This window comes from Hymenobacter terrestris (genome assembly GCF_013377905.1).
Taxonomy (GTDB): domain Bacteria; phylum Bacteroidota; class Bacteroidia; order Cytophagales; family Hymenobacteraceae; genus Hymenobacter; species Hymenobacter terrestris.
This window is the reverse complement of sequence record NZ_JABKAV010000001.1, coordinates 168,668-192,990: the sequence shown is the minus strand read 5'-3', so window position 1 is coordinate 192,990 and position 24,323 is coordinate 168,668. Positions and strand designations below refer to the sequence as shown.

Sequence of the window (24,323 nt, the reverse complement as noted above, 5' to 3'; positions counted from 1 at the left end):
CCAATAACAAACCCTCCATACGCATGCCCGCCGGTTAGTTGGCGGGCTATCCAACCCACTTTCCAAACACTGATTTATGTTCGATTATCTGATAGTAGGGGCCGGGTTTGCCGGCAGCGTGCTGGCCGAGCGGTTGGCTACCCGCTCCAATAAAAAAGTGTTGGTAGTCGACAAGCGCAACCATATTGCCGGTAACGCCTACGACCACTATAACGAGGATGGCATTCTGGTACACAAGTACGGTCCGCACATCTTCCACACCAACTCCAAGGACGTGTTCGAGTATCTGTCCGACTTCACCGATTGGCGTCCCTACGAGCACCGTGTGCTGGCTTCCGTGGATGGCCAGCTGGTGCCGATGCCCATCAACCTCGATACCATCAACAAACTTTATGGCCTGAAGCTGAATAGCTTCGAGGTGGAAGAGTTCTTTGAGTCGGTGGCTGAGAAGGTACCAGTTGTCAAAACGTCGGAGGACGTAGTGGTGAGCAAGGTGGGCCGGGAACTGTACGAGAAGTTCTTCCGCAACTACACCCGCAAGCAGTGGGGCATGGACCCTTCGGAGCTCGATAAGTCGGTGACCAGCCGCGTACCTACCCGCACCAACCGCGACGACCGTTACTTTACCGACACCTACCAGGCCATGCCGCTGCACGGCTACACGCGCATGTTCGAGCGCCTGCTCGACCATCCGAATATCAAGGTGATGCTCAACACCGATTACCATGACATCATCGACTTCATTCCCTTTAAGGAGATGATTTTCACGGGTCCGGTTGATGAGTTCTTCGATTTCAAGTATGGCAAGCTGCCCTACCGCTCGCTCGAATTCAAGCACGAAACGCTGAACACCGAGAATTACCTCGCTGCGCCGGTGGTCAATTACCCTAACGATAACCTTTACACGCGCATCACCGAGTTCAAGGCCCTCACCGGCCAGCAGCACCCCAAAACGGCTATCGTGTACGAGTATCCCAAAGCCGAGGGCGACCCGTACTACCCTGTGCCGCGCCTTGAAAACGCCGAACTATACAACAAGTACAAGAAGCTGGCCGACCAGACCCCGAACGTGCATTTTGTGGGCCGTTTGGCTACCTATAAGTATTATAACATGGACCAGGTAGTAGCCCAGGCCCTCACGCTTTACAAGAAGCTCACCGAGAAGTCCGAAGATACCGCGCGCAAGCCCGCTATTTCCGGCTCTACCGAGCTGGTAGACAAACTAGTATCGCGCGACCCGGCCAAGCCGTAGGTTCGCTAACTTTCAGCCAAAAGGGCCCGCTATGCACAGCATAGCGGGCCCTTTTGGCTGAAAGTTGTAGCCGATACAGATGACTGAGGTGCCCGAAACAAGAAAATGGCGAACGGAAGTTCTCATTGCAGGCCGGAACTGACATTGCGGGCAAAGCGAGAAATCCGGTTACGCTGGCAGGGCAGCAGCAACTAAGGCAACTCAAACACCGCGCGTTACTCGTCCTGGCAGCAGCCAAAATCTGCCACGGTCCTGACAACCCGGCCGGCCGGATAATTTGTGCATACTCTTTGCGGATGAGGCGCTTGTCGTTTCGGGGGGCGAAGCGGCACGGCGGCTTGCAAATAGCCGGGGTGATTCTCGAAAAACGCCGTAAATTTGACCTGCGCCCCGGCGTTTCAATTAAGGTAACCGCAACATGCTTGATTTTTTAGGGAAGACCGTCGCCAAATTATTCGGGTCCAAGGCCGATAAGGACCTGAAGGAGATTGTCCCGTACGTGGCGCTCATCAACGCCGAATATGCCAAACTGGCACCCATCAGCGACGACGAGCTTCGCGCCCGTACCGACGATGTCCGCGCCCGTATCAATGCGCACCTGAAAACGACCGACGACCAGCTTACCGTTTTGCACGAGCGCGTAAACGCCGAAGGCCTTGATGCTCTGCAGAAGGAAGAGCTTTTCGACCAGATTGATGCCCTTGAGAAGCAGCGAAACAAGGAGTTGGAAGTAGTATTGATGGAGGTACTGCCTCTGTCGTTCGCTATTACCAAAGAAACCGCCCGCCGCTACGCCGAGAACAAAGAGCTGGTTGTAACGGCTACCGACTACGACCGCGAATACGCCAGCCGTAAAGGCAACGTATTGATTGAGGGCGATAAAGCCATCTGGAAGAACAAATGGCTGGCTGCCGGTGCCGAAATCACCTGGGACATGGTGCATTACGACGTGCAGCTGATTGGCGGCGTAGTGCTGCATCAGGGCAAGATTGCCGAAATGGCTACGGGCGAAGGTAAAACGCTGGTTTCGACCCTGCCTTCGTTCCTGAACGCGCTGGCTAAGCGTGGCGTGCACCTAGTTACGGTGAACGATTATCTGGCCAAGCGCGACTCGGAGTGGAACGCGCCGCTGTTCGAGTTTCACGGCATTACCGTGGACTGCATCGACAAGCACCAGCCCAACACCGACGCCCGCCGCAAGGCCTACCTGGCCGACATCACCTACGGTACCAACAATGAGTTCGGCTTCGATTACCTGCGCGACAACATGGCGCGCGACCCCCAGGAGTTGGTGCAGCGCAAGCACCACTACGCCATGGTCGACGAAGTGGACTCGGTACTGATTGACGACGCCCGGACGCCGCTCATCATCTCCGGTCCAATTCCGCGCGGCGATGTGCACGAATTTCACCAGCTCAAGCCTCGGATTCAGAAGGTGGTGGATGCCCAAAAGAAACTGGTGCAGAACTACCTCGTAGAGGCCCGCAAGCTCATCAAGGAAAACAACGTAGGCCCCAAGGAAGGGGAGGGCGGCTTGGCGCTGTTCCGTGCCTTCCGCGGCCTGCCCAAGAGCAAGCCGCTCATCAAATTTCTAAGTGAAACCGGCATGCGTGCCGCTTTGCAGAAAGTAGAAAATTTCTACCTGCAGGACAATTCGCGCCAGATGCCTCAGGCCGACCTGCCGCTGTATTTCACCATCGACGAGAAAAACAACCAGATTGAGCTGACCGAAAAGGGCCTCGACCTGATTACCGGCGAGGGCGAAGATCCGCGCCTGTTCATCATGCCCGATATCGGCTCGGAGCTGGCCGATATTGAGAAGGATATGGCCCTGAACGGCGAGGAAAAGCTGCATGCCAAGGAGCAGATAATGGACCGGTTCCAGCAGCAGTCGGAGCGGGTGCATACCATCAGCCAGCTGCTGAAGGCCTATACCCTGTTTGAGCGCGACGACCAGTACATTCTCACCGAGGATGGCAAAGTGAAAATTGTGGATGAGCAGACCGGCCGCGTGATGGAAGGCCGCCGCTACTCCGACGGTTTGCACCAGGCGCTTGAAGCCAAAGAGAACGTGCGCGTCGAAGAGCTGACGCAGACTTACGCCACGGTTACGCTGCAGAACTTCTTCCGCATGTACCACAAGCTGGGCGGCATGACGGGTACGGCCGAAACAGAGGCCGGCGAGTTCTGGGAAATCTACAAGCTCGATGTGGTGGTAGTGCCCACCAACCGCGGTATTGCCCGCAAAGACGAGCACGACAAGGTATATAAAACGGTACGCGAGAAGTACAACGCCGTAGCCGACGAAATTCAGGAACTGGTGCAGGCTGGTCGGCCGGTGCTGGTGGGTACCACGAGCGTCGAAATTTCGGAGCTGGTGAGTCGCATGCTCAAGTTCAAGGGCATTCCCCACCAGGTGCTCAACGCCAAGCAAAACCAGCGCGAGGCCGAAATTGTGGCCGGCGCAGGCTTCCCGGGCACCGTTACCATTGCTACCAACATGGCTGGCCGGGGTACCGACATCAAGCTGCGTGAAACCTCGAAAGAGTCGGGTGGCCTGGCCATTATCGGCACCGAGCGCCACGAAAGCCGCCGCGTCGACCGCCAGTTGCGAGGCCGCGCCGGCCGCCAGGGCGACCCGGGTTCCAGCCAGTTCTTCGTGAGCTTGGAAGATAACCTGATGCGTCTGTTCGGCTCCGACCGCATTGCCAAACTCATGGACCGCATGGGTCTGGAGGAAGGCGAAGTGATTCAGCACTCGATGATTACCAGTTCGATTGAGCGGGCTCAGAAGAAGGTGGAGGAAAACAACTTCGGCATTCGGAAGCGCCTGCTCGAATACGACGACGTAATGAATGCCCAGCGTGAAGTGGTGTACAAGCGCCGCCGTAATGCCCTGCACGGCGAGCGTCTGGAGCTCGACATTTGGAACATGATTTACGATGTCTGCGAAGACATTGTGGTGGGCCACAAAGGCAGCAACGACTTCGGCGACTTCCAGTTGGCCATCATCCGCATCTTCGGCTACGACACGCACCTGACGGCGCAGCAGCTAGCCGGTATGACGGCCGGTCAGCTCACCCAGCTCCTCTACGATGAGGCCTTGGGCTATTACCACAGCAAAAACGAGTTCATTGGCAGCAACGCCATGCCGCTCATCAACGATTTGCTGGGCCAGAACGCGCCGTACGAAAACATTGCCGTACCGTTCACCGATGGCCGCAAGCAGATTCAGGCCGTAGCCAACCTGCGCCGCGCCCAGGCCACCCAGGGCCAGGAGGTGATTCGGGGCATGGAAAAGGTCGTGGTGCTGTCGGTTATCGACGAAGCCTGGACCAAGCATCTGCGCGCCATGGACGACCTCAAGCAGGTGGTGCAGAACGCCGTGTATGAGCAGAAAGACCCGCTGCTGGTGTACAAGTTTGAGAGCTTCGAGCTGTTCAAGCAGATGATCAGCAAGGTGAACGAGGACACCATCCAGTTCCTGTTCCGCGCCGATGTGCCGATGCAGGCCGGCCAGGATGGCGGGGAGGATGAGTTTGAATACTTCACCGAAGACGAGCTGCCCGTGGCTCCGCCCCAGCCCAAGCTCACGATGGAGAAGGAAACTTCCTCCGTCTCGCTGGGCGCTGGCCCCGAGGACCTGGAGCAGGACGGCGCCATGCCCCAGCTCCTGGAAAAACAGCAGCCCGCCCGCTCGCAGAAAGTGGCTAACCGCAACGAAAAGGTGAGCGTGCAATACATGGATGGCCGCATTGTGCGCGATGTGAAGTTCAAGCAGGTGGAAGAAGACCTGCTGAATGACCGGGCCGTACTGATTGACTAGTAGGGTTTTGGATGACCGGTTGGCTTCAAGCAACCACCTGTCATCCTGACGAAGGGAGGACCTGTACAGAAGGTAATATCATTTGATGTTAGCTTCCGTATAGGTCCTTCTTTCGTCAGGATAACAGCCTTTCCACTGTAGCCCAGTGAGCCCATGTTACCACCTAGGCCTCAAAATCTCCACCCATGAACCTCGCGCCATACATCGACCACACACTGCTGAAACCCGACGCCACCCCCGAGCAGATTGCGCGGCTCTGTGCCGAAGCGGTAACCCACGGCTTTGCCAGCGTGTGCGTGCCACCCTGCTACGTGCGCCAGGCCGCCGACGCGCTGCAGAACTCGGGCGTGGCCGTGTGTACAGTTATCGGGTTTCCGTTGGGTTACTCGCTGGCCAAGGTGAAGTTTTTTGAAGGCCACCTGGCCCTCAATGATGGCGCTACCGAACTGGACATGGTGCTGAATATCGGGGCCCTGAAAGCTGTCCAGCACGAGGAGGTTGAGGACGAAATCGGGCAGCTGGCCGAGCTGTGCCGTATGCGTGGGGCGTTGCTCAAAGTTATTATCGAAACGGCTTTGCTCACGGAGGCCGAAATTGTGACGGCCTGCCAGCTATGCGCCGAGGCCGGAGCCAACTTCGTGAAAACCAGTACCGGCTTTGCCAGCCGCGGTGCCTCGGTGGCCGACATTGAACTGATGCGCGCCTCGCTGCCTACCCATATCCGCCTGAAAGCCTCCGGCGGAATCCGCACCCGCGAAGCTGCTCTGGCCCTCGTAGCAGCCGGTGCCGACCGCCTGGGTGCTTCCGATGGCGTAGCTTTGCTGGCCCAACCTGCTTCCGAAACTGCTGCTCATGACTCCGACCACAACACTTCCGCTGCTTCGTAACGTGCTGCTGTTGTGTGGCCTGCTTTCATTGGGCGCCTGTGCCGCCACGGGGCCCGCGGCGCCGGCCGCCGATACTGCGCGCCGTGCCCCGCAGGTGCCGCCAGAGGATCTGAGCCGTTTCCGGCCAGTATTTCCGGCACCTAAAGCACCGGCTGCGACAACCGCGCCGCGGGTGCGGCCGGTGCCACCTGCCAACCAGGTGAACGACCAGATAGAGCAGCGCCTGCGTGATTTGGCATACACCAACCGCAATGTTAAGTATGCCCAAGGCTACCGGGTGCTGGCGTATGTGGGGCTGGAGAAGGACAAAGCCATGAGCATCCGCCGGGCCATTATCAGCCGCTACCCCGAAGAAACCGACTATCTGACCTATAAGCAGCCCATCTTCCGCTTGCAGGTAGGCGACTACCTTACCCGCCTCGAAGCCGCCCAGGCCCTGCTGCGCCTGCGCCCCCTGGCTCCGCGCGCCGAACTGGAATCTATGCAGGTGATTATCAATAAGACCGGTTATTAAGCCGTTAGCTTGCGCTGAGGCCGGCCGTCAAAGTACACATCAGCTGGTAGCTAAAGGCTAACAGCTATCAGCTTAAAAAGAATGAACCATCTTCTTTCCCGCGTGAAGCAGCTGGCGGCAGAAGCCGCGGCCGATACTATGGCACTGCGCCAGCACCTGCACGCCCACCCCGAACTGTCGTTTGAGGAGCATGAGACGGTGGCTTTCGTAACGGAGCAGTTGCAGAAGTTGGGGTTGCAGCCCCAACCTATTGCCGCGACAGGCGTGGTAGCCGTTATCGAGGGCCGCAACCCAAGCAGCCGCACCGTGGCGCTACGGGCCGACATGGACGCGCTGCCCATTATGGAGCAGAACGAGGTGCCTTACAAGTCGCAGAATCCCGGCGTGATGCACGCCTGCGGCCACGACGTGCACACGGCTTCGCTGCTGGGCGCGGCCCGGATTCTGGTATCGTTGAAAGACGAGTTTGAGGGCAGCGTGAAGCTTATGTTCCAGCCCGGCGAGGAACGCTTGCCCGGTGGCGCTTCGCTGATGATTGCCGAAGGAGTGCTTGAAAATCCGAAGCCGGCCAGCGTATTGGGCCAGCACGTCTTCCCAATGCTGCCGGCTGGCAAAGTGGGCCTGCGGGCCGGCCGCTATATGGCCAGCACCGACGAGCTGTACCTGACCGTGCGCGGCAAGGGTGGCCACGGTGCCATGCCCGAGCAAAACGTGGATCCGGTGCTGGTAGCGGCCCACATTGTTGTGGCCGCCCAGCAGATTGTGAGCCGTCGCGCCAACCCCAAGCTTCCCTCGGTGCTGTCGTTCGGGAAAGTCATTGCCCAGGGTGCTACCAACGTCATTCCCAACGAAGTGTACATGGAAGGCACGTTCCGGACGCTGAACGAGGAGTGGCGCAACGAGGCGCACCAGCACCTACGCCGCCTTTGCGAAGGCTTGGCCGAAAGCATGGGCGCAAGCTGCGAGCTGGAAATCCGCCGTGGCTACCCTTACCTCGAAAACGAGCCCGCCCTCACCGCCCGCACCGAGCAGGCCGCCATCGAATACCTGGGCCGTGCCAACGTGGTGGAACTCGACCAGTGGATGGCCGCCGAGGATTTTGCCTACTTCAGCCAGGCCGCCAGCGCCTGCTTTTACCGCCTTGGCACGGCCGCCGCCGATGGCAGCGGCCGTCTTACGGCCTCCGTCCATACGCCCACATTTGATGTTGACCCGCACGCGCTGGAAGTGGGCCCTGGCTTGATGGCCTGGCTGACGCTATGCGAACTGGCGGAGAAGTAGGAACGGGCCTTATGGTGGCGGACCAATGATATCCGGCCTTTTTCAGTAACATTGAGGAGCCACATTCGGCCTCCAGATTACTTGTCTCCGCTTTATGCGCACCCACCTACTTGCTACCGTTGCGGCTACGTTTCTGCTGGCGCTAACTACTGAGTTTGCTGCGGCCCAGCGCCGTATCACTTCCGACGTAGTAGTGCTGCCCGAGGTGCAGGCCGAAATAGCTCTACCCGGCAACGACTACGTGCTGGTGGGAGTCAATCTATTTAGCCAAGCGAACCGAGGGGGCAGCACGTTTGCCGGGGGGCAGCTCCGGTTGGGCTACGAGCATTTCTGGAGCGAGCAGTGGAGTTGGGGCTCCACGTTACGCATCGGGAGCGATGCGGGCGGAAGCTACGGTGATTTCCTGGGGCTGCCTGGTAATCTTGTTCCTGGCGCACTGCTACGGCATGCTGGCATGCTGGGTAAATTTGGCTTCACACAACGACTGGCGGCGGAATACGCTATTGTCACTAATGACTCCTATGGCAACAACAGCAGTAACAACCGCGCCCACGCCCGCCTACGCCTGGGACTTGACCGCGAATTTGCGGTAGGCCCTACTGTGAAGCTGCGGCCGCGCGTTGCCTACGAGGCGCTGACGTATCTGCGCTTCCAGCGTGATGAGGACGAGTTGAAGGAGCGGTTCGTGGATTTCGGCAATCTGCGGGGGGAAGTAGGAGTGCGCCTCTCGCCCCGTTTCGACTTCACGCCCTGGGTGGCTTCGCAAACCCACTATATAAACTCGTTGGTTCAGTTCGACCAAAATGGCAACCCCGTATCGGGCGGCAAAGTCAACCTGCTCACACCTACCATTGGCCTTGATTTGCGCGTAACGCTGGGCAGCCATGCCCTCGACGCCGACCGCCAGCCGCTGCCCACGCAGCACTAGCAGCCTGTATTGCCACCTTGCCGCTCGTTGAATATCTTTTTCAGTTGATAGGTACTAGCCTCAAAACAGTTAGCTGAATAAATCGGGCGGTAAATGTCAATATGGCATTGGTATTCAATTGGTTTCAATTGGTATAGAATTTAAGGTATAGGAGGGTCGTCGGTTGCACGACCGGCTATTCAATCTCAGCCTTACTTTCTGCACTACTATGGCAACATTGCTGTACAACAACCGTCCGGCCCGGCCTTCCTTTCATTCGGCACTCCACGAGATGCTGCGCGATACGCTGCCGACGTATTGGAGGCCCCGAAGGATTCCAACTGCAGCTCGTGCTGCCCGGCGTAGCGAAGGATGATGTGAAAATCGACTTCCAGGAAGGCCAGCTCGCCGTCAGTGGTGAGCGGAAAGCTCTGGAAGTCGCCGAAAATGTTCCGCAGTTTCGCCGTGTCGAGTCGGGCTACGGAAAATTCGCCCGCATCTTTCGCCTGCTCGATACCGTGGACGTGACGGCCATCAACGTCCAACTCACCAACGGCATCCTGCACCTGACGCTGCCCTTTGACAGCCAGAAGGTAAGCAAGCGGCAAATCGAGGTACGCTGATTGTTGCTCAGCAGGGGCGCTTCGGTCGAGTGCCTTTCTGGCTTATTATGAGCCGCTAACGCGCCAATAATGTGCCGCTTAGCCAAAACAATCTACCAACGGGCTGTTTTAATCCCTGAACGCCCATGCAACCGGGCACCATAGATCAGGTATCCGGCGTTGTAGAAGCAACCAGAGAAGATTTGGCTGTGCCGTTTGATGGTCTGCTCCACTTTTTCGTTGTAAATTCAATTTTCGCTATTTACCCCTAACTTTTCAATACCCATGCAAGCAAAACAAATGATGCTCGGCCTGCTGGGCTCCGCCATTCTGGGCGGAGGTGTGGCCGTGGGCGGCTATAAGCTGCTCGAACCCGAGCGCGACAACTCGCCTCAAGCCCTGGCCGCCGACCCTAATATGCGCTACACCAGCGCCCTCAAAAGCAGCACTTACGCCGTTTCCGACGGTCTGAACTTCACGGCCGCCGCCGCCACGGTAACGCCAGCCGTAGTACACGTAATGACGGAGTACTCGCCCCAGGCCGGCCAGAATGATGCCGCCATGCGCATGGACCCCTTCCTGCGCCAGTTCTTCGGCGACGATTTTGACCAGTACCGCGGCCGGGGCCGCCAGCAGCAGCCCCAGCAGGGCTCGGGCTCGGGCGTTATCATTGCCGCCAACGGCTATATCGTTACCAACAACCATGTTATCGACAAAGCCAGCAAAATTGAGGTGGTGATGGACGACAAGCGCAAGTTCGAGGCCGAGCTGGTGGGCAAAGACCCCAACACCGACCTGGCCTTGCTCAAGGTGAAGGCCGACAACCTGCCCTTCATCCGCTATGGCAACTCCGACGACGTGAAAGTGGGCGAGTGGGTGCTGGCCGTGGGCAACCCTTTCAACCTGAACTCGACCGTAACGGCCGGCATCATCTCGGCCAAGGGCCGCAACATCAACATCCTGCGTCGCGAAGATGGCATGGGCATCGAGTCGTTTCTGCAGACCGACGCCGTGGTAAATCCCGGTAACTCGGGTGGCGCACTGGTCAATCTCAGCGGCGACCTGATTGGCATCAACTCAGCCATTGCCTCACAAACCGGCTCGTTTGTGGGCTACTCGTTTGCTGTCCCCAGTTCCATCGTGAGCAAGGTAATTGATGACCTGTTGAAGTACAAAGTGGTGCAGCGTGCCTTACTGGGTGTCCAGATTCGCGAGATTGATGCTACGCTGGCTGCCGAAAAGAAGCTCAACACCCTAAGCGGCGTATACGTGATGGGAGCTGGCAAAGGCAGCAGTGCTGCTGAAGCGGGCCTTAAGGAAGGCGACGTTATCACGTCTATCAACGGCGCGAAAGTGAACACTTCTTCGCAGCTGCAGGAGCAGGTTGCCCGCTTCCGCCCCGGCGACAAAATCAAGGTGGCCTATCTGCGCGAGGGTAACAATCGTGTGGCTACCGCCACGCTCCGTAACTCTACTGGTACTACCGATGTAGTTCGGGAAACAGCTGCTACCACCATTAAGTATGAAGGTGCCAGCCTGAGCCCGGTAACGCGCCAGGAGCAAGGTAAGCTGGGGATTGAGGGCGGCGCTAAAATCAGCGGCATCCGCAACTCCAACTTCCGCGAAACCGGCATTGCCGACGGCTTCATTATCACCCGCATCGACAAAAACCGCGTCGAAAAGCCCCAGGATGTGCAGCGCCTGCTCGAAGCAGCCAAAGAAACCGACGGCGCCCTCGTAGAAGGCGTGTACCCTGACGGCCGCAAAGCCTACTACCCCATTGGGCAGGGGCAGTAAGGAGTAGCTCTTATCGTTTGGTACGAAGTAAAACCTGCTGTAGCGTAAGCTATGGCAGGTTTTTTTGTGGCCTGAGAAGTTGATTCGGATAGGGCTGGTGGCGCGGTTAAAATCCGGCCCCAATCTAATTTGTTAGCTTTGTAAAAGGCTGCTCCGGCGGCCTTATTCTCTTGAAATTGTAATCCCACCCATATTTCGCACCTCATGAAGCAAGCACTCGAAGAAGCTGTTGCCACCGGCACCGACGTTCAGGACCACGACCAGCACGGCATCCGGCAGGTACTGCGCGCGCTGGGCGTACAGGCCCACAACGCCGCCTGGAGCACCGGCCTGGAGTGGGGCGGCACCGACAACAAGAACACCCGCACCATCTATTCGCCCGCCGACGGTCAGGTAATCGGGACCGTGTCCATGGCCACGGCCGAAGACTACGAGCAGGTTGTTACGAAGGCTCAGGAAGCGTTCAAAACCTGGCGGCTGGTTCCGGCGCCCAAGCGCGGCGAAATCGTGCGCCAGATTGGCAACAAGCTCCGCGACCACAAGGACGACCTGGGCAAGCTGGTGAGCTACGAGATGGGCAAAATCCTGCAGGAAGGCCTCGGCGAAGTGCAGGAAATGATTGACATCTGCGACTTTGCCGTGGGTCTTTCGCGCCAGCTGCACGGCCTCACCATGCACTCGGAGCGCCCTGCCCACCGCATGTACGAGCAGTACCACCCGCTGGGCGTGGTGGGCATCATCTCGGCCTTCAACTTTCCGGTGGCGGTCTGGAGCTGGAACGCCATGCTGGCTGCCGTCTGCGGCGACACCTGCATCTGGAAACCCTCCGAGAAAACCCCGCTCACGGGCGTGGCCATTCAGCACATCATCAAGAGCGTGCTGGAGGAAAACGAGCTACCCGAGGGCATCTTCAACCTGATTATTGGCGATGCTGAAATCGGGGCCAAAATGGCCGCCGATGGGCGCGTGCCGCTGGTGTCGGCCACCGGCAGCACCCGCATGGGCAAGAAAGTAGGGGAGGCTGTAGGTGCCCGCTTGGGCAAGTCGTTGCTGGAGCTGGGCGGCAACAACGCCATCATCCTCACCGAGCACGCCGACCTGAGCATTGCCATGCCGGGCATCGTGTTTGGGGCCGTGGGTACCTGTGGGCAGCGCTGCACCAGCACGCGCCGTCTCATCATCCACGACTCGATTTACGACGACGTGAAGGCCCACCTGCTCAAAATATACCCCAACCTGCCCATCGGCCACCCGCTGCAGGACGGAACGCTGGTCGGTCCGCTGATTGACAAGGATTCGGTGGATGGTTTTCAGAAGGCCCTGAAAGCGGTGCAAAGCGAAGGCGGCAAGCTGCTCATCGGCGGCGAAGTACTCGAAGGTGAGAAATACGCGACCGGTACCTACGTAACGCCCGCCATTGTGGAGGCGAAGAACGAGTACGCCACGGTGCAGGACGAAACCTTCGCGCCCATTCTGTACCTCATTAAGTACAGCGGCGACGTAATGGCCGCCATCGACCTGCAGAACGGCGTGCGCCAGGGCTTGTCGTCGAGCATCTTCACGCTCAACATGCGGGAGGCCGAGGCCTTCCTCAGCCAGGGCGGCTCCGACTGCGGCATTGCCAACGTAAACATCGGCACGAGCGGGGCCGAAATAGGCGGCGCTTTCGGGGGCGAAAAGGAAACCGGCGGAGGCCGCGAATCTGGCTCTGACGCCTGGAAGGTGTACATGCGCCGCCAGACCAACACCATCAACTACAGCACCACGCTGCCACTGGCCCAGGGCATCAAGTTCGACGTGTAACCTTAGCGCTTCGAGAGTACGCAAACGGCCCGCTCGGTTTTACCGGGCGGGCCGTTTGCGTTTGATAAGTCCGGCAACAGTGCTTGTAATAGCTCGCCGAGGCTAGTCGAGTATCTTAATATCGCCGTGCCCTTTACTAACCAAGTTGGTGCCGGTATGGAAAACATAGTACATCCGGTAAGTTTCCCCTTTTTTGAGCGAACTAAAATCAAATGAGTACCCGCTGCCATTGCCCGAAATGCGTGCGTCATTTATCAACTTCATCACCACTTTATACTTCCTGTCTACCATTACCCAAGCAAATTGGGTGGCACTGCCGGACTGCCCGACACGAAAAGCAGCTTCGGTCGCAACAGGGTTTGGGTATAAAATAATGTCCCTGACGCCACCCTGCTGGGTACCATTCAGGTCGAGGTCCAGGCCCTTGAACAAGTCCAGCTCCTGCTTTTTCCAGGTGGCGTCAGAGCCCCAGTCCGACTTATCTACATGACCAGTGGTAAGTCCAGTACTGTCGCGTTCGGTGATGCCGCCGTCGTCACCGAAGTTGACTTTTTCGCAGGCAGAAAACAGGGTGGCGCTGAGGAACAGCACGGGCAAAGAGTAAAAGCGCTTTATAAAACAGAGTGGACGATGAGGTCTAAAACCATTCGAAGATGGTGTTTTGGGATGTTGCGCGATAACCTGAGTTCAACAAGTGAGGCACCGGCCGACAACCGCTGTCTGTTAGTGAACAATCCGGAATTGGCAGCTGTCTTATCTGCGGAGTGCAACTACCAGCCCGGCTGCTGGTCTTTGTACTACTTAACTGCCGGCGCGTGTCGGTTCGCCCGGAAAGTGGGATATTTACCTTTCCCACTCTTTTGTTTCGTTACTGCTGCCACACCTTATGGAAGCTTTTGCCTATACCGACATCAACGCGCCGCTGGTCGAGCGGTGCCGCTTGGGTGACCGGCGCGCCCAGGCCGAAATCTACAAGCGTTACGCCAAAGCCATGTTCAACGCCTCGTTGCGCATCACCGGCGACTATGCCGAGGCCGAGGATGTGCTGCAGGAAGCGTTTTTGAGTGCGTTTCGGGAGCTGCATAGCTACAAGGGCGACTCGTCGTTCGGCTCTTGGCTCAAGCGCATCGTCATCAACAAAAGCATCAACTGCCTGCGCAATCGGCGCCTGAGTCTGGTGCCGCTGGGCGAGCAGCACGATGCCGCCGCCGAAGCTACCGACTACGGCCCCGAGCCGGAAATAACCAGCTGGCGGGCCGATGTGGTGCGCCGCTGCGTGCAGGATCTGCCCGACGGCTACCGCGTCGTGCTCACCTTGTATCTGCTCGAAGGTTACGACCACGCCGAAATTGCCGGTATTCTCAACATCAGCGAATCCACTTCTAAATCACAATACAGCCGGGCTCGTAAGAAGCTCCTCGAATTAGCCCGGCAACACGGACTTTGATAGGCGAAGAAAAAGTAGTCTACCGGAAAGATGCAAGCTGGCTGGTGCGCCACCTGCCCCGCCGCTTGGTAGCTTTTCCGGTTTGTTGATGGCCAAGTAACCATGCGGCGCGCCCGCGACACACTGCTTAGCTCTTCACTAGTCTGCTCATTTCCCGCACTTCAATACCCAGCACATACAACACCGTGCGGCGCTGGCCCACCCCTCGCCCGACCAGCCGCCCGGTTCCGCCACTCTCTTTGCCATGCATATCAATAACCCCGGACTGGAAACCTTCGTGGACCATAATCGCGCCGATTTCGACGCCTTTGAGCCGCGCCCGGACCTATGGGAATCCATTGCCCAGGACCTGGACGCGGCTTCTGTCGCCCCCGAGCCGCAATCTGAATCGGCACCTGCCCGGGTGTTGGCCTTATTCCCGCAGGCAGACCCAACCGCACTAACGCCTGCCGCTACGGCTAATGCTACCGCTGCTGCAGTGCGCTCGGCCCGACCCTACGGCATTGCCGCCGCCGTAGCCACCCTATTGCTGCTGGGTACTTGGGCCTGGCAGCAGCCCCAGGCCAGCCGCTGGACCCGCTCGGCGGCTACGGCTGCGCTAGCTGCCGGGCCAGAGGCCGAGCTGCTACCTTATACAGTTCCCGGTCTGGCCTCACCGGCTTCGGCGGGCCCTGAGCAGCGCTTAGCCAGCGCCGTGCAGCGGATGGAAACGTACTATGCCACCCAGTTGACCGAGCGCCAGCAGGAGCTGCGCCTGACCGATGAGGAGTTTGGCGCAGAGGCCCCGCAGGCCGACTGGCAGCAGGAGTTGGACGCCCTCGATGTGGCCTACCAACAGCTTAAAACGGAGCTCTACCAGAACCCCGAACCCGAAATGGTGCTGGAGGCTATGAACAGCAACATGCAGATTCGGCTCGATTTGCTGGGCCAGCAGTTGCGCACCCGCGAGCAGATGCGCGAGTACCACTCCCAACCCTACATGGTGGCCGACAGCCGCCGTTTGCCTTAACTGAATGCATTGGTTCCGGATGATAAACGACAGGGCCAGCCAGTTCGGGCTGGCGTTGACGGCGTTGCTGAGCCTGACCCTGAGCACTGTTCAGGCGCAGGTACTAGCCCCGTCCGGCTCCGCCGATGCCCATTTCTGCGAGCCGGCCGCCGCGGCCCTGGCTGGCCAGTCGGGCGCGTTGGTACCGCGCGTGAGCACTGCCCCGAATCCCGACCAAGGGCCCGCGCAGAACGATGGGGTCGCCGTACCGGCCGTTGAGAAAGTCCGGACGCTGAGCCGCACGTTCCCTACCAGCTCCACTAAGCTCTACACCCTCGATACCCGCTACGGCCGGGTAGAGATAAACGTGTGGAACCGCCCCGAAATCCGCACCGATGTTACTATCATCACCCGGGCCGAAACCGAGGCGAAGGCGCAGGAACTGCAGGCCATGATTGACGTGGAGCTGTTGGCCCGCGACCCCAAAACGGGTGGCATTTCGGCCCGCTCCCGCTTCGGCGAGCTGCCCCGCGAATGCCGCAGCCAGGTGAAGCTCTACGAGGTAAACTACACCGTATGGGTGCCCGCCAATAACCCGCTGGCCCTGCACAATGCCTTTGGCCAAATCAGCGTGACCGGCGACCTGACCGGGGCCACCGAACTGGCTGTGGAATACGGCCGTCTGCGTACGGCGCGGCTGGAAGGGCCGCGCAACAGCCTGAAACTGACAAATGCCCGTGCTTCTGTGCCTTTCGTTCGGCGGGCCGTTATTGATGCCTCGTATGCCAAGGTACGCCTCACCGAAGGCGGTAGCGTGGAACTGAACAGTAACTACTCTGATATTGATATTGGGCTGGTAAGCGACCTGACCATGCACAGCAAATACGGCGACATAGCCCTGGGCACCGTCCAGAACCTGCGCGGTACGTCGGGCTATTCGCGCTTCAGTGTCGATAAGCTCAACAGTGCGCTCGATATGAAGGTGCAGTACAGCCCTAGCTTTGAGGTGCGCAACACCGGCCCCAATTTCCGCCAGATCACCCTCGACGGCGGCTACAGCACCATCCTGCTCAACTTCCCCGACGGTGCCGCCTTTGGGTTCGATGTAAACACCGAGCACGGCCAGCTGCTGGTCGATAAGAGTCTGGTAAAAGTAGCGTCGGCCGAATCCAGTCCTACTTCCAGCGACACGCAGGGCACGTTCGGCGTTGCTTCGGCCCGTAAGGCCGGCAACGTGAATATCAAAGTCCGCTACGGCAACGTCAGCTTCAACAGGTAGGGCATTACCAGAATTGCAGTCTGGCCGCATGCACCCCGCGAAGCTGCTACCGTCCGGAAGGGGGCACCGCCGCTCCGATTGCCTCGAATGCGCCCCCGATGCTCGCTTGGCCCGCATCGGGCGGGTCTGGTACCAGATAGGTGGATAAGGGTAGGAGAGCGAAATAAATAGGATTACCAGTAGGCAGTTTGCTTTTTCAAGCCGGCCAAATCCGGTATACTTGTGGAACTATCAGGGGCACACCGCAGGATCGGATGGGCCAGTGAGGTATTCTATCAAGTATAACTGATGCGAATTTCTGCATACGGCCTGTGTCTGGGCCTTTTGACCGGCAGCGCCGGTATGGCCTTGGCTCAAAAGTCGGCTACCTCTACCACCGCCAACCAGCCCGTTCCAACGCTTCCAACCGCTGCCCGGGCCTTCGAGCTGGCCGGGCCACTGTTCGAGAAAGGCGACTATACCGGGGCCATCCGGGAGTATCTGCGGGTGCCGTCCTCCGACTCGGCTTACGTGAGTGTGCTGGGCGACTTGTCGCTGGCTTACCTGCGCAACAAGCAGTTTACTGAGGCCGCCATCGTTAGCCGTCGCGCTATGGAGCTGCACCAGCACAGTGCCCAGCCCTACCTGGTGCTGGCCGATGCTGAAGAAAGCCTGAAGAACGAGGCCGCCACGCTGCAGGCCTACGCCGATGGTCTGCAGCGCTTTCCCTACAACCAGCCGCTGTACTTCAACCGGGGCGTGAGCTTCGATGTGCTTAAGCGCCGGCCCGAGGCGTTGCAAAGCTGGCAGCGTAGCCTGGAATTGAACCCGCTGCACGAAGCCACACACTACCAGCTGGCCTGGCTGGCCCTGGAACAGGGCCAAACCGCCCGCGCCCTTATCAGTCTGCTGACTTATCTGGCGCTGGAGCCCGATGCCGAAGGCAGCCTGCAGGTGCTGTCGTTGGCCGAAAAGATTGCCGCTGGTGTGATGGAGGTCGAGGACAAGGACCGCGAAAAGCCCTTCGTACCGAACCAAGCATTTCAGGAGCTTGATCTGTTGCTGACTTCCCGCGTGGCCCTGCGCAAAGAGTACACTTCGAAGGTGAAATTCGATGCCAGCATTGTAAAGCAGGCGCAGCTGCTGGTAGAGAAGTTTCCGGCGGGCGGCCCCAACGAAACCGACCTCTGGCTGCGCGCTTACGGCCCCCTTGTGGAGGCCTTGCGTCGCGACGATAACCTGACGGCTTTTACCTACCTGATCCTGTATTCGGCCGATGACAAGCGGGCGGCTAAGTGGGTGGATGCCAACAAGAAAAAGGTAGCGCAAATGAGCGAAGCCGTTGGTAGCGCGCTGCTGAGCCTGCGCGCCCGACAGCAGGTGGCCGGGCAACCCGCCGGCACCTACCGCCCGGGCTGGTATTCCGATGGCCACCTAATGGCTATTGGTGAGGCCGACAACCAAAGCGGCACGCTGGCTAACCGCCGCGGCCCCTGGCTGACGATTGACGGAGCCGGCTGCGTGACGGAAGAAGGCGCCTACGCGGCCGATAAGCCGGTGGGCCCCTGGCGCGAGTACCACGCCAACAGCCGCCTGCAGAAAGAGGTGAACTACAACGCCGAGGGGAAGTTCGATGGCCGCTACGTGGAGTATTTCAACAACGGCGCGCGCACAGTAGAAGGCACTTACCAAGCCGGCACCATTGTGGGCAAGGTGAATAAATACCACTACTGCGGCGCGCTGAGCGGCGTGGAGCCCTACGAAAATGGCGACATCAACGGCGAGGCGCTCTACTACTACCCCGATGGCAAGCTGCAGCGCCGGGCCGGATACCGCTCCGATAAACTAGAAGGTCCCTCCACATTCTATTATCCTGATGGCACGGTAGAAACTAAGTTCGGCTACGCGGCCGACCAGCGCCAAGGGCCGTTTGAGGTGTTTTCGGCTAACGGCCAGTTGGAGCGCAAGGGCAGCTACGAGCAGGGCGAGCTGCACGGCGACTACCAGGATTTCCACCCCAACGGCAAGCCCGCCAACGTGGGCCGCTACGACAAAGGCCGGCAGGTGGGCCGTTGGCAGGCCTTTTACGTCTCCGGCAAACCCAGCGAAGAACAAAACTTCGACCCCGCCACCGGCGAGCTGCACGGCACCTACAAAGACTACGATGCCCAGGGCCGCCTCAGCGCGGAGCTCGATTACGTGCAGGGGCGGGTGGTTCGGATGGCATACTTTGATGCGGCCGGCAAGCCGCTGAGCCAGACCAAGGTGGCCGCCAAGGGCTCCACCAGCTTCAAGGGCCAGTATCCCGATGGCAAGCTGTCGGTAACCGGTGCTTACCTCGATGGCAAAATGAACGGGGAGTGGCGTCTGTTCCGGCGCGACGGCAGCCTGCGCGTGGTGCGCAATTACCGGCAGGGCCAGCGCGAAGGAGTCGAGGAGCTATACACCAGTACCGGCCGCCTGCAGCAGCGCTCGGCCTACCAGGCCGGGGCGCTTGAGGGGTTGTACGAGCAGTTTTTTGACCACGGCCAACTCAAGCGCACCGGCTTTTACCAGGGCGGCGAGCAGCGCGGTACCTGGCAGGATTTCTACCCTACGGGCCAGCTCAGCCAGGAATATAACCTAGATGGTGAAAATCAGCACGGCTACACCCGCGACTATACCCCCGGCGGCAAAATCACGCAGGAACGGTGGCTGCAGTACGACCGGACCCGGAGCATCGTGTCCTTCGACTCGACGGGGAAAGTAATCGACCGGCTCAGCATCGAGCCCGACACCAAGGCACTAACGTTGCGCTACCCCGGTGGCCAGCCCCGCATTGCCAGCGGCTGGCTATGCTACGAGTATCAGGGCGACGAAAAGTGGCTGCTGCCCAACGGCAAAACCGGAATCAGCACGGCCTTGTACCAGGGGAAGCGGGAAGGGCCATATCGGCGCTACCACCCCTTCACGGGCCAGCTGACTGAGCAGGGCCAGTATCGCAACGGCCAGCCCGAGGGCGAATGGATAACGTACTTCCCCTCGGGCAAAGTCAATATCAAGGCAACTTACCGTGCCGGCCAGCGCGAAGGAGAGCTCCAGACGTTCTTTGAAAACGGCCAGCCCGACCGCGTAGCGTTCTACACCAACAATGAGCTGAACGGCGTGCTACGCATCTACAACATGGCCGGCGAGCCGGTGCTGGAGAAGGTGTACGAAAACGACGAACTGCTCGGCTACCGCAGTCCCGGTGCCCCGGCCGACGGCGCGCTCCAGCCCGCGGCTGCCATCAGCACCAGCTTCGCCAACGGCAAGCCTGCTGCCACCGAAACCTACCAGAAAGGGCAGCTGACCGGGCCGCGTACCTACTATTATAGCTCGGGCCAGGTGTACCGCCGCCTCGAAAACAACGCCGATGGCCAGCTGCACGGCACCGTAGTTACCTACTATCCCAACGGCAAATTGCAGGAAGAAGAGCCCTACCGCTTCGATGAATTGCACGGCCGCGCCCGCTACTTCCGGCCCGATGGTACCCTGGAGCGCGAAGAAACCTACCGCTGCGGCGAGAAGGCCGGCCCCACCGTGTACTACGATGCCCAGGGCAAAAAGCCCCTGCGCACTGACCATTACTGGAACACCTACCTCTATGGAAGCCGCTAAAACGAGCCGCCGCGCCCCGGCCTTCTGGGTGCTGCTGCTGCTGGCGCTGGTAATGAGCCGGCCGGCGCGGGCCCAGAACCCGGGGGCGCAGCTGGCCCAGCTCCGGCAGCAGTACCCCGCCGAAAAAGCCGTATTCCTCGACTACCGCCAGGAGCTGACGGTGGAGGTGAAGGGCGACTCGGTGCAGGTGCTGACCCGCCACCACTACGACATGCTGCACTTGGGGCCACAGTCGGCCATGTACGCGCCCGACCAGGTGTACAGCTCCCACTTCAACCGCCTCCAAAGCATCGAGGCCCGCACGCTTGTGCCCGCCGGCAACGGCTACAAAGCCATCAAGGTCACCGAGTTCAAGGACAAGTTCGATATCCGACCGGGCATTTTCTTCGACGATGTACGGGTGGTGAAGTTCGGCTACCCGGCGGTGGTGCCCGGCGTGCGCACCGTGTCCGACTACGCCGTGCGCCACTCCGACGCCCGGTTTCTGCTGCCCTTCCAGTTTGCCAGCCACGTGCCCATGCTGCACGCCGAGCTGGTAATAACGGCTCCGCGCACGGTGCGCCTCAACACCAAGCAGTTCAACATCCCGGCCGGTAAAGTCACCTATACCCGCCAGGAGAAGGGGGCCAACGTAATTCACCGCTGGGCAGCCGACAACCTGCCGGCCATGCCCAACGAAACCGATGGGCCGGAGCTACTTTACTACCTGCCCCACCTGGTGTATTTCGTGGAGGAAGCGCAGGTGAACGGGCAGCCGCGCCGGTTGCTGGGTGGCGTGCCCGAGCTGTACAACCTGTACGCGGGCTTCGTGAAAAACCTTGATAAGCAGGAAAGCTCCGCCCTACGCCAGGTTGTGGATTCGTTGACGGCCGGCGTGCGCACCGAGCCCGAAAAGGTGGCCCGCATCTACTACTGGGTGCAGGACCATGTGCGCTACATTGCCTTCGAAAATGGTCTGCGCGGCTTCGTGCCGAATGATGCCGGCCGCGTGTACGCCAACCGTTACGGCGACTGCAAAGACATGGCCAACCTGCTGCACGAGATGCTACGGCTGGCCGGCGTGAAATCGTACCGCACCTGGATTGGCACCCGCGACCTGCCCTACCGCTATGCCGAGCTGGCCACGCCCGGCGTCGATAACCACATGATAACCACCTACGAGCCCCGCCCCGGCCAGTACGTGTTCCTCGATGCCACCAGCAAGTACACGCCCTACGGCATGCCCTCGTCCATGATTCAGGGCAAGGATGCGCTGCTGGCCCTCGATGGGCAGAACAGCCGGGTGGTGCCCGTGCCCGTGATGGCGCGCCAGCGCAGCCGCACCGTCGATAGCTCGGTAGTGGTGCTCGATGGTACAACCGGCTTGCGCGGCCGGGGCCATTTGGCCCTGAGCGGCTACGCCAAAGTCAACCAGAGCTATGCGCTTGATGGCCTGAACCCGACCGAGGAAGCCAAAGCCGTGAAGAGCCTGCTGGAGCGTGGCAACAACAAGTTTTTCGTCGATCAGTACGCCGTGCACCACCTCGATGCCCGCGACCAGGCCCTGACGGTGGACTACGACTACCGCCTGCAGGACTACGTGCAGCGGCTCGACGATGAAGTGTACGTCAACCTCAACCTCGACCAGCGCTACAGTGCTGACCGCCTCGACCCCGCCAAGCGCACCCTGGCCCGCGTGAACGACTACCACCAGACCAACCTGTTTCGCACCGAGTTTGAGGTGCCCGCCGGCTACGAGGTAACCTACCTGCCGCCCAACACCGAGGGCCGCGCCGACATGCTGGGCTTCTCCATCCGCTACTCGCGGGAGGGCAACAAAATCATTCAGCAAAAGGAAATCTACGTGGATTACCTGCTGCTGGAGCCCGCTCGGTTCGCCCAGTGGAATACCGTCGTCGACCAGCTCAACGCCGCCTACCGCGACGCCATCATCCTCAAGCGCAAAAAGGCCTGAAGTTGAGTTGTGGCGTAGGGGCGTGGCTTGTCCTCGCCCGCCATTCGTGTCGCTGCAACGGTAATCGTTCTGGCGGCGGACGGGGACAAGCCCCGCCCCTACAGCGGGTAGTATACTTCTTTATCTCCCTCCGAATTTTCCCTTCGTGACCAACTATCTAACCTCCTTCTCGGCCGGCCGCCTGCTAGCACTGGCGCTGCTGCTTCTGCCCGCGCTGCTGCACGCCCAGGCTCTGCCCGCCACGCTCACCCACGCCCGCTACGACTGGGAAGCCAAGCGCAAACCCGCAACTCTTACAGCTGCCGAAGCCCAGCAACCCGCCGTGGTGCTGCGCGACTTCCGGACCGAAGAGCTGGCGCCCAATGCCCGGCAGGAAATGCGCCTGTACTCGGTCGACCACCGCATTGTGCGCGTGAATTCTTCCGACGGCATCGAGCGGTTCAATAAAATTTACCTGCCGGTGCAGGAGGGCGGGCGCATCGTGCAGCTTAAGGCCCGCACCATCAGCCCCCGGGGCGTGATTGTGGATGTGGCCGAGAGCAACATGAAGGAGCTCAAGGACGAGGATGGTGGCCGCGGCTTCAAGGTGTTTGCCGTGGAAGGCGTGGAGAAGGGCAGCGAAATCGAGTACCTGTTTACCCGCGAGCGGCCCGTGCAGTCGTTTGGCCGGGTATACCTGCAGAGTGAGGTACCCGTGCGCGACCTGCGGGTGGAGCTCATCACGCCCGAAAACCTGACGTTTGAGATGTACCGCTACCCCGGCGGCCTGCTGCCCGATTCCGTGCGGGAGGGCAAGCGCATCATCGGCCTTTCGCTGCGCGATGTGCCGGCCCTGCGCGAGGAGGGCTTTGCTCACGCCGCTGCCCAGCGTCAGCGCCTCGAGTACAAGCTGGCCTACAACGCCAACCAGGGCCGTCGTCGGGCCTACACTTGGTCCGATGCTGCCAGCTACCTCCACGAGCGGATATACCAGTGGAACAAGGACGAGCTGAAGGCTGTGGACAAACTGCTGAAGCAGCTCAAATTGCCTGCGGACCAGCCCCTGCCAGTTTTGGAGAATTACCTCAAAACCAACTTCCAGCTGGGCACGGCCGGCGGCCCCGAAAAGCTCACCGACGTGCTGGCCGCCCGCGCCGCCTCCGATATGGGCGCCGCCCGCCTGTTTGCCGCGCTGTTCAGTCGCCTGAACATTGCCAACGAGTTGGTGATGACCACCGACCGTACCGAAACGGCCTTCGATGAGGCCTTCGATACCTGGAACTACCTCGATAATCCGGCGTTCTACCTGCCCGCCACCAAGCAGTGGCTGGCCCCTGGCCGCGCCGATTACCGCCTGCCCCTGATTCCGGCCGAGTGGACGGCCAACAAGGGCCTGTTTGTGCGCCGTGTGCAGCTGGGCAGCACAGAAACGGCCGTGGGCACGCTCGGCGACATCCCTACTACTACCGCCGACCAGAGCCCGAACGACCTCGCCATTCAGGTGCAGTTTGCCCCCAACCTCGACAAAAGCACGGTTACCATCAAACAGACGCTGGGCGGCTACTCGGCCCAGCCCATCCAGCCATTTTTAGCCTTCGTACCCGACGATAAGCGCCAGGAAGTGCTGGAAAGCATCATTAAACCCAATGTGCCTGATGCCGTTTTCCAGAAGGTGACTGTAACGAACGGGGAAAGTGGCCTGAATCCGCTGGAGAAGCCGTTTATCGTGGATGCGACGCTGGAGTCGGTGGCGCTGCTCGACCGGGCCGGACCCAAATACCTGTTTAAAGTCGGGACGCTGCTCGGGCCGCAGTCGGAGCTGTACCAGAGCGAAGAGCGGCAGTTTGACGTGGAAAACGAATTCAACCGCCGCTACAACCGCACTATCACGTTCACGCTGCCGGCCGGCTATCAGGTGCGCAACCTGAATGATCTGAACATGGACGTGCAGGCTGGCCCCACCGCCGCCGGTCCCGAGTTCCTGTTCCAGTCCGACTACGCGCAGCAGGGCCAGCAGGTCACGGTCACCATCCGCGAGTACTACCGCCAGATCCGCTGGCCCAAAGCTGATTTTCAGGCCTTTCGCGAAGTGGTAAATGCGGCCGCTAATTTCAATAAAGTGGTGCTGGTGCTGGAGAAGAAATAGGCGTTTATGGCTCGTGCCAAAAGCCGCCGCAACCTCGTAGCGA

16 protein-coding genes are annotated in these 24,323 nt (G+C 59.8%); 15 read left to right on the top strand and 1 reads right to left on the bottom strand.

Annotation, left to right across the window (positions count from 1 at the left end):
- Positions 1-76: 76 nt before the first annotated feature.
- The 9 genes from glf to amaB all read left to right on the top strand — a co-directional run bounded on the left by glf (position 77) and on the right by amaB (position 12,869).
- Positions 77-1,252, top strand: coding sequence for a UDP-galactopyranose mutase (gene glf / locus HW556_RS00795; protein WP_176897063.1), 1,176 nt, complete (start codon positions 77-79; stop codon positions 1,250-1,252).
- Positions 1,253-1,670: 418 nt separating this feature from the next.
- Positions 1,671-5,078, top strand: coding sequence for a preprotein translocase subunit SecA (gene secA, locus HW556_RS00790; RefSeq protein ID WP_176897062.1), 3,408 nt, complete (start codon positions 1,671-1,673; stop codon positions 5,076-5,078).
- A gap of 185 nt (positions 5,079-5,263) precedes the next feature.
- A complete protein-coding gene (gene deoC / locus HW556_RS00785; protein WP_176897061.1) occupies positions 5,264-5,965 on the top strand; it encodes a deoxyribose-phosphate aldolase in 702 nt (233 codons plus the stop codon).
- Positions 5,931-6,479, top strand: coding sequence for a sporulation protein (locus tag HW556_RS00780; protein WP_176897060.1), 549 nt, complete (start codon positions 5,931-5,933; stop codon positions 6,477-6,479). Before deoC ends, HW556_RS00780 begins: the two co-directional genes overlap by 35 nt.
- A gap of 81 nt (positions 6,480-6,560) precedes the next feature.
- Positions 6,561-7,760, top strand: a complete 1,200-nt coding sequence (locus tag HW556_RS00775) for a M20 metallopeptidase family protein (protein WP_176897059.1) — start codon at positions 6,561-6,563, stop codon at positions 7,758-7,760.
- A gap of 94 nt (positions 7,761-7,854) precedes the next feature.
- A complete protein-coding gene (locus HW556_RS00770) occupies positions 7,855-8,688 on the top strand; it encodes a hypothetical protein (protein ID WP_176897057.1) in 834 nt (277 codons plus the stop codon).
- A gap of 182 nt (positions 8,689-8,870) precedes the next feature.
- Positions 8,871-9,290, top strand: a complete 420-nt coding sequence (locus HW556_RS00765) for an Hsp20/alpha crystallin family protein (protein WP_317170458.1) — start codon at positions 8,871-8,873, stop codon at positions 9,288-9,290.
- Between the two features lie 264 nt (positions 9,291-9,554).
- Positions 9,555-11,066, top strand: a complete 1,512-nt coding sequence (locus HW556_RS00760; protein WP_246289468.1) for a Do family serine endopeptidase — start codon at positions 9,555-9,557, stop codon at positions 11,064-11,066.
- 204 nt (positions 11,067-11,270) lie between these two features.
- Positions 11,271-12,869, top strand: a complete 1,599-nt coding sequence (gene amaB / locus HW556_RS00755) for an L-piperidine-6-carboxylate dehydrogenase (RefSeq protein WP_218136832.1) — start codon at positions 11,271-11,273, stop codon at positions 12,867-12,869.
- Between the two features lie 102 nt (positions 12,870-12,971).
- On the opposite strand, the gene HW556_RS00750 is transcribed toward amaB, so the two are convergent.
- Positions 12,972-13,466, bottom strand: coding sequence for a hypothetical protein (locus HW556_RS00750; RefSeq protein ID WP_176897053.1), 495 nt, complete (start codon positions 13,464-13,466; stop codon positions 12,972-12,974).
- Positions 13,467-13,755: 289 nt separating this feature from the next.
- On the opposite strand from HW556_RS00750, the gene HW556_RS00745 reads away from it, so the two are divergent.
- From HW556_RS00745 to HW556_RS00720, 6 genes are all read left to right on the top strand, one after another.
- Positions 13,756-14,316 carry an RNA polymerase sigma factor gene (locus HW556_RS00745; protein ID WP_176897051.1) on the top strand — a complete coding sequence of 187 codons (561 nt, stop codon included), beginning with the start codon at positions 13,756-13,758 and terminating at the stop codon, positions 14,314-14,316.
- Positions 14,317-14,560: 244 nt separating this feature from the next.
- Positions 14,561-15,325: a hypothetical protein gene (locus HW556_RS00740; protein WP_176897049.1), complete on the top strand. Its 765-nt coding sequence runs from the start codon at positions 14,561-14,563 to the stop codon at positions 15,323-15,325.
- Positions 15,326-15,329: 4 nt separating this feature from the next.
- Positions 15,330-16,583, top strand: coding sequence for a hypothetical protein (locus HW556_RS00735; RefSeq protein WP_176897047.1), 1,254 nt, complete (start codon positions 15,330-15,332; stop codon positions 16,581-16,583).
- A 288-nt stretch (positions 16,584-16,871) separates the two neighbouring features.
- Positions 16,872-20,201 (top strand): hypothetical protein, encoded by a 3,330-nt coding sequence (locus HW556_RS00730; protein WP_176897044.1) that lies wholly within the window; start codon positions 16,872-16,874, stop codon positions 20,199-20,201.
- Positions 20,188-22,155 carry a transglutaminase-like domain-containing protein gene (locus HW556_RS00725; protein WP_176897042.1) on the top strand — a complete coding sequence of 656 codons (1,968 nt, stop codon included), beginning with the start codon at positions 20,188-20,190 and terminating at the stop codon, positions 22,153-22,155. The genes HW556_RS00730 and HW556_RS00725 overlap by 14 nt, the downstream gene beginning before the upstream one ends.
- A 145-nt stretch (positions 22,156-22,300) precedes the next feature.
- Entirely contained in the window at positions 22,301-24,280 is a 1,980-nt protein-coding gene (locus HW556_RS00720; protein WP_176897040.1) for a DUF3857 domain-containing protein, read from the top strand.
- The last annotated feature ends 43 nt before the right edge of the window (positions 24,281-24,323 follow it).